At 47.3% G+C, this 6,412-nt stretch carries 5 protein-coding genes and 4 tRNA genes; 1 reads left to right on the top strand and 8 read right to left on the bottom strand.

Annotated features, from left to right (window positions below):
- Window positions 1–16: 16 nt before the first annotated feature.
- The 3 genes from ybeY to miaB all read right to left on the bottom strand — a co-directional run bounded on the left by ybeY (window position 17) and on the right by miaB (window position 3,114).
- Window positions 17–481 carry an rRNA maturation RNase YbeY gene (gene ybeY / locus C4S60_RS21940; RefSeq protein ID WP_103882481.1) on the bottom strand — a complete coding sequence of 155 codons (465 nt, stop codon included), beginning with the start codon at window positions 479–481 and terminating at the stop codon, window positions 17–19.
- On the bottom strand, window positions 481–1,572 hold the full coding sequence (locus tag C4S60_RS21945) for a PhoH family protein (RefSeq protein WP_103882483.1): 1,092 nt from the start codon (window positions 1,570–1,572) through the stop codon (window positions 481–483). The genes ybeY and C4S60_RS21945 overlap by 1 nt, the downstream gene beginning before the upstream one ends.
- A gap of 117 nt (window positions 1,573–1,689) precedes the next feature.
- Window positions 1,690–3,114, bottom strand: a complete 1,425-nt coding sequence (gene miaB, locus C4S60_RS21950; protein ID WP_103882485.1) for a tRNA (N6-isopentenyl adenosine(37)-C2)-methylthiotransferase MiaB — start codon at window positions 3,112–3,114, stop codon at window positions 1,690–1,692.
- 294 nt (window positions 3,115–3,408) lie between these two features.
- Between miaB and C4S60_RS21955 the strand changes: the two genes are divergently transcribed.
- The gene (locus tag C4S60_RS21955; protein WP_103882494.1) at window positions 3,409–4,563 is read left to right on the top strand and encodes a 2-octaprenyl-3-methyl-6-methoxy-1,4-benzoquinol hydroxylase; all 1,155 of its coding nucleotides are present in this window, start codon (window positions 3,409–3,411) and stop codon (window positions 4,561–4,563) included.
- Between the two features lie 8 nt (window positions 4,564–4,571).
- On the opposite strand, the gene C4S60_RS21960 is transcribed toward C4S60_RS21955, so the two are convergent.
- The 5 genes from C4S60_RS21960 to C4S60_RS21980 form a co-directional block, all read right to left on the bottom strand.
- The gene (locus C4S60_RS21960; protein ID WP_160111396.1) at window positions 4,572–5,591 is read right to left on the bottom strand and encodes a lactonase family protein; all 1,020 of its coding nucleotides are present in this window, start codon (window positions 5,589–5,591) and stop codon (window positions 4,572–4,574) included.
- A 220-nt stretch (window positions 5,592–5,811) separates the two neighbouring features.
- Window positions 5,812–5,896, bottom strand: a tRNA-Leu gene (locus C4S60_RS21965).
- A gap of 79 nt (window positions 5,897–5,975) precedes the next feature.
- Window positions 5,976–6,052, bottom strand: a tRNA-Met gene (locus C4S60_RS21970).
- 27 nt (window positions 6,053–6,079) lie between these two features.
- Window positions 6,080–6,164: transfer RNA gene (locus tag C4S60_RS21975), tRNA-Leu, on the bottom strand.
- Between the two features lie 162 nt (window positions 6,165–6,326).
- Window positions 6,327–6,401 (bottom strand) — tRNA-Gln (locus tag C4S60_RS21980).
- Between the last annotated feature and the right edge of the window lie 11 nt (window positions 6,402–6,412).

A 6,412-nucleotide genomic window follows, 5' to 3' on the forward strand; every position in this document is an offset into this window, starting at 1 on the left:
CGAAAGGGAATAACGCTTACTCCTTTTCAGCGAGATAAGGGTCTTCAAAGCCCATATCACGCATAATTTCGGTTTCCAAAGCTTCCATTTCTTCGGCTTCTTCGTCCTCTATATGATCATAACCTAGCAGATGAAGACTGCCATGTACAACCATATGTGCCCAGTGTGCAATCAAAGGCTTGGATTGCTCAATGGCTTCTTTTTCGACAACTTGACGACAAATGACCATATCACCAAGCAGATCCATTTCCACACCAGGAGGGGCTTCAAATGGAAAGGACAGCACATTGGTTGGCTTGTCTTTGCCACGGTAATCGAGGTTGAGTTGATGGCTTTCTTCCTCATCAACGATACGGATAGTCAGCTCCGCATCTTGCTGGAATGGTCTGATTGCCTTATCCAACCATTGTTGAAATTCGTCGGCAGTGGGCAGACCTTTCTCAGACTCAACCGCGAGTTGTAGATCAAGTTCAATAGCCATTATTTTCCATCCACGGTTGCATTAGCAGACGCCGCATCAAGCAGCTTTTGCGCCGCTTCGCGTTCTTCACGTCGCTTACGCTCGATTTCTTTACGCTCTTTGGCATCTTTCGCTTCCCATTTCTCATAGGCGTTGACGATGCGAGCAACAACTGGGTGACGCACCACGTCATCTGATTGGAAGAAGTTAAAGCTGATCTCGTCAACTTCACTTAATACTTCAATCGCATGGCGAAGGCCAGATTTAGCGCCGCGAGGCAAATCGATTTGCGTGACGTCACCTGTGATAACTGCACGCGAGTTAAAGCCGATACGCGTCAGGAACATCTTCATTTGTTCAACGGTAGTGTTCTGACTCTCATCGAGAATAATAAAGGCATCGTTAAGTGTGCGACCACGCATGTAAGCGAGTGGCGCAACCTCAATGACATTACGTTCAATGAGTTTTTCTACGCGTTCAAACCCGAGCATTTCAAATAAAGCATCGTATAGAGGACGAAGATACGGGTCGACCTTCTGGCTTAAATCCCCAGGTAGGAAACCCAGTTTTTCACCCGCTTCTACCGCTGGTCGAGTCAATAGGATACGGCGAATCTCCTGGCGTTCCAGCGCGTCTACAGCCGCCGCTACCGCTAGGTAGGTTTTACCCGTACCAGCAGGGCCAATACCGAAGCTAATGTCGTGAGTGACCATGTTAACTAAGTACTGAGCCTGATTTGGCGTACGAGGTTTGATGATGCCTTTTTTGGTTTTAACGAAGACTTCTTTGCCGTGTGCGATCTCAGATTCGGTATTTTGCTCCAGGACACCAGACTCTTTAACCGCCAGGTGGATCTGCTCCGGCTCAATATCAGGGATCTGTCCACGTACAGGTGCAGTGTCTACGTAAAGCGTTTTGATGATATCTAGAGCAGCGGCGCTAGTGTGCGGTTTGCCCACGATAGTAAAGAAGTTGCTTCTGTGGTTAATCTCGACACCCAAGCGGCGTTCTAAGTGTTTGATGTTATCGTCGAAAGGACCGCACAAGCTGGACAGACGGCGGTTGTCTGAAGGTTCTAGATGAATTTCTAGAGTTACGATTTGATTACTCAATGTTGCCTCACATTTTGCCCGTTAGGGCGATGTATGAAGCCCGACTGTGACCGGGCTTCGCATATTTTTACCCAATTAACTCCAAAATAGCACATTGGAGCCGTTTGGGTATAGGCGTTAAGGCGTAAAGGTCGCCACACCTAGTTCATCTTCGCGTTTGGTTTTTGCCATCATTTGTGTTGGAGAAATAACACTACGAAGATCCATGTCTTTTTCTGTTCTCACCAACTCACCACGCAGAGAGTTTGCAAACACGTCAGTGATTTTCACGTCAACAAACTGGCCAATCAGTTCAGCACCACCTTCGAAGTTAACTACGCGGTTGTTTTCGGTACGTGCACGAAGCTCCATCAAGTTCTTCTTAGAAGGGCCTTCAACCAACACGCGTTGTTCTGTATCTAACATTTGACGCGAATAACGCATTGCTTGCGAGTTTACCGTTTGTTGTAGCTCGTATAGGCGGTCTTTCTTAGTTTGCTCAGGAAGATCACATGGGTAATCTGCTGCAGGCGTACCTGGACGAGGAGAGAAGATAAAGCTAAAGCTCATATCAAAATCTACGTCTTTGATCAGCTTCATCGTGTCTTGGAAATCTTTGTCAGATTCACCCGGGAAACCAACGATGAAATCAGAACTGATTTGAATATCAGGACGCGCTTTGCGAAGTTTACGAATGATTGACTTGTATTCGATCGCTGTGTGAGGACGCTTCATCATGGTCAATACACGGTCTGAACCACTTTGTACTGGCAAGTGCAGGAAGCTCACAAGCTCAGGAGTATCTTCGTAAACAGCGATGATGTCATCGGTGAATTCTAGTGGGTGGCTTGTCGTAAAGCGGATACGATCAATACCATCGATAGAAGCAACCAGACGTAGCAGCTCTGCAAAAGAACAGATGTCGCCATCGTGCATAGGACCACGGTAAGCATTTACGTTTTGGCCAAGTAGGTTTACTTCACGTACGCCTTGCTCTGCAAGCTGAGCAATTTCAAACAGTACGTCGTCCATCGGACGGCTGACTTCTTCGCCACGTGTATAGGGAACGACGCAGTAAGTACAGTACTTTGAGCAGCCTTCCATAATAGAAACAAAAGCAGTCGCGCCTTCAGCACGTGGCTCTGGTAGACGGTCAAACTTCTCTATCTCTGGGAAAGAGATATCCATTACAGGTGCTTCATCACTTTGTGATTGTTTGATCATCTCAGGGAGACGGTGAAGGGTTTGTGGGCCAAAGATAACGTCAACAAACGGTGCACGTTCACGAATATGGTCGCCTTCTTGAGTCGCCACACAGCCACCCACGCCGATAACCACGCCGTCTTTTTTGTCTTTTAGTGTTTTCCAACGACCAAGTTGGTGAAACACTTTCTCTTGCGCTTTTTCACGGATAGAGCAAGTGTTTAAAAGTAGTACGTCTGCTTCCTCAGGATCTTCTGTTAGCTCATAGCCATTTGCCGCATTAAGCAGATCGGCCATTTTCGATGAATCGTACTCGTTCATCTGGCAGCCCCAAGTTTTAATTAGCAGTTTCTTACTCATCACAATCGCTCGTCAGTTATTTAAATCTTTTCTGGAACAAACGTTCAGTTCATTTTGTTGACTAAACTATTGTTCAAATTATAGCCACCATCTCGGCGGTAAGCGGCGTATTGTACTGCTTTAAAAACCGCCTGACTAGGGGTAGGGTCAAATCTCTTTGAGAGCTTATATTTCAATTGCTGTAAGCCAATATTAGCCCTCACAAAAGCAAGGTTTTGCCAATGAAATTACTCGCCCTTTATCACTGGGGTACGTACAATGAGAACACGTTGATTTTAAGAAAGTAATATGACAATGGAACAGTTTGAAATTGCCGTGGTTGGCGGTGGCATGGTCGGAGCTGCCTTAGCATTAGGGCTAGCGAAACAAGGACGGTCAGTCGCGGTTATCGAGAAGTTTGTGCCCAAGGCGTTTGACCCTTCGCAGGCTATGGATTTGCGTGTCTCCGCTATCTCTCACCGTTCTGTTGACCTGCTTTCTAAACTGGATGTCTGGGATTCCATCAAGGGTATGCGCGTATGTCCTTACTCAAGACTGGAAACGTGGGAGGCGGAGAACTGTCGCATTCGATTCCATTCGAAGGATCTACAACTGGACCAGTTAGGTTTCATTGTCGAAAATCGGGTGATTCAACTCGGTATCTGGTCGCAATTTGACCGATATGACAATTTAAAGGTGATTCAGGAGGATGGTGTTGAGCAACTGGATTTTGCGCCAGGCGAGTCGACTATCACACTGGAATCTGGAAGAGTGATCTCAGCTGCTCTGGTAGTTGGTGCCGATGGAGCAAACTCCCGTGTCCGTCAAGCGAGTGGTATTGGTATTACAGCATGGGATTATCGCCAGGAGTGCATGCTGATTAATGTTGAGACGGAATTGCCACAGCAGAATATTACCTGGCAGTGGTTCACAACCTCAGGGCCTCGCTCTTTCTTACCTTTATGTGGCCATCAGGGGTCGCTGGTTTGGTATGACTCCCCTAAACGTATCAGGCAGCTCAAAGGGATGTCTCACCATCAACTTGAACAAGAGATCAAGCAACACTTCCCGCCAGAGCTAGGGGAGGTCAAGGTACTGCAACACGGCTCCTTTCCTTTGACACGTCGGCATGCTCAACACTACCACAAACAAGGTTGTGTGCTGGTGGGAGATGCGGCTCATACCATTAACCCTCTCGCGGGTCAGGGGGTGAACCTTGGTTTTAAAGATGTCGACACGCTACTGGATATCTTCCATGAAAAAGGTGTGTCGGAGGCCTCTTTGCGTCGCTATGAGTTGCAAAGACGCCCTGACAACCTATTGATGCAAACAGGCATGGATGTGTTCTACAAAGGGTTCAGTAGCACCTTGGCGCCGATGGCATTTGCTCGAAATGCCTTGCTCAAAATAGCTGAACACTCAGGGCCTGTAAAAGAGCAAGTGCTGCGTTATGCCATTGGACTCAAATAATCTTTCTGTTAGTTGGCAATGACACATACCGGAGCGGTGATGGTATCCGATACCGAAACCTGCTCTGGTTTTCCTGTTATTGGGTCTAAAGAGAACAGTGCCAGATTACCGGAGTGCTGATTGGCGGTAATTAGCCAACGACTATCTTGAGTAAGGCAAAGATCTCTGGGGAATTCACCGCCTGATGGCACGTACCCGCAATAACGAGGTTGAACAGGGCGAGACACGTCAAACCACGTCACGATCGACTCTCCGCGTCCTGAGAGGTAAACAAAACGCTCATCAGGGGACAGCTTAATGGCGGCAGCGGCTTCATGGCTTGGGTGCTCAGGAAACGCAGCAGTCGAATGCACAAGGCTCCAGCCACTACTGGCTTTCTCTATTACCAGCAGCGTCTCATCGAGTTCACACAACACGAAGCCAAATTGACCATCGCCAGTGAAGACGAGGTGTCTGGGACCACAACCGGAAGGCAATTTGAGAGTTTGCTGCTCAGTGACGCCATCTGTTTCGATACAGTAAAAAGTCAGGGTATCGATGCCGAGATCCACCGAAACAAATTGTTTGCTGTCAGGGAGAAACTGAAGTTGATGCCCGTGGGGTGCCTCTTGCCTTGTTGGATGTGCGCCATGACCCTGATTTGACAATATTGCAAGCCGCTCTCCGATAATACCGTGTTCTTCTACCGCAAAGAGTTCAAAATTCCCCGAACCATAGTGCGCGACACCGAGAATTGTTTGACAGTCAGACAGGGAAACGTGACAAGGATAGTCACCGTCAAGAAGTTTCACCTGATAGTCGCAACTGTTTTCTGGTAAGAAGTAAAGAGCGGCTCCTTGGTGTTGGGACTGTTCGGATACTATGTAGTGCCCGAGAGCTGAGCGTGTTAGGTAAGAAGGGTTGGTGATATTGGTTACCTTCGCAGAGATCTGAAAGCGACTATCTGTGCTTAGGCCAGAGAATAGAAAGCCCCGATCGTTATCTTGTGAATATTGACCAATGGAAAGTTGGTAGTCTTGCAACGTCATAGTAAACCCTAGTTTCATTCATTGAGTTTAGAGTCAGGCTTCTGAAGGACAAAAGGTAGAGAAAAATGTAAATTCTGTGAGCTACTGGGGAAAACCAATCAGAGCAAAGAAACTCTAATTTTTAGGTTTCACGCTGTTGAGGCAATATCGAGGGAATCGTTTGGGATCTGATTGAAACCGATAGAAAAAAAGCCCGTCAAATGACGAGCTTTCTTAATGATGGTGCGGAAGGAGAGACTTGAACTCTCACACCTTGCGGCGCCAGAACCTAAATCTGGTGCGTCTACCAATTCCGCCACTTCCGCATCATGAATCTGTAGTTAAGAGAGCAATTGGTAAAGCTCTATCTTAACGTTGTACTGTCAGTATACCCTAACAAATAAATGGTGGCTACGACGGGATTCGAACCTGTGACCCCATCATTATGAGTGATGTGCTCTAACCAGCTGAGCTACGTAGCCACTCTGAGTTCTTTCGAACTGCAATAATGGTGCGGAAGGAGAGACTTGAACTCTCACACCTTGCGGCGCCAGAACCTAAATCTGGTGCGTCTACCAATTCCGCCACTTCCGCAACAAAACTTGTAGTTAAGAGAGTAATTGGTAAAACTCAATCTTAACGTTGTAACCTGATTTTAAATCAGAGCCACTTAAATAGTGACAAGGCTACTTAGAGCCGAGTCAGGGACAATAGATGGGGCATCAAAGCCGCTTTTCTATTGCGCCACTTCAATAGTGGCAGGGCTACCTGGATTCGAACCAGGGAATGGCGGCATCAAAAGCCGCTGCCTTACCGCTTGGCGATAGCCCTGCAGAAAACAA

Origin of the sequence: Vibrio hangzhouensis (assembly GCF_900107935.1) — a bacterium.
GTDB lineage: Bacteria > Pseudomonadota > Gammaproteobacteria > Enterobacterales > Vibrionaceae > Vibrio > Vibrio hangzhouensis.

Coding starts and splice junctions, on each gene's coding strand:
- ybeY (WP_103882481.1), bottom strand. CDS start 481: ATGGCTATTGAACTTGATCTACAACTCGCGGTTGAGTCTGAGAAAGGT.
- miaB (WP_103882485.1), bottom strand. CDS start 3,114: ATGAGTAAGAAACTGCTAATTAAAACTTGGGGCTGCCAGATGAACGAG.
- C4S60_RS21955 (WP_103882494.1), top strand. CDS start 3,409: ATGGAACAGTTTGAAATTGCCGTGGTTGGCGGTGGCATGGTCGGAGCT.
- C4S60_RS21960 (WP_160111396.1), bottom strand. CDS start 5,591: ATGACGTTGCAAGACTACCAACTTTCCATTGGTCAATATTCACAAGAT.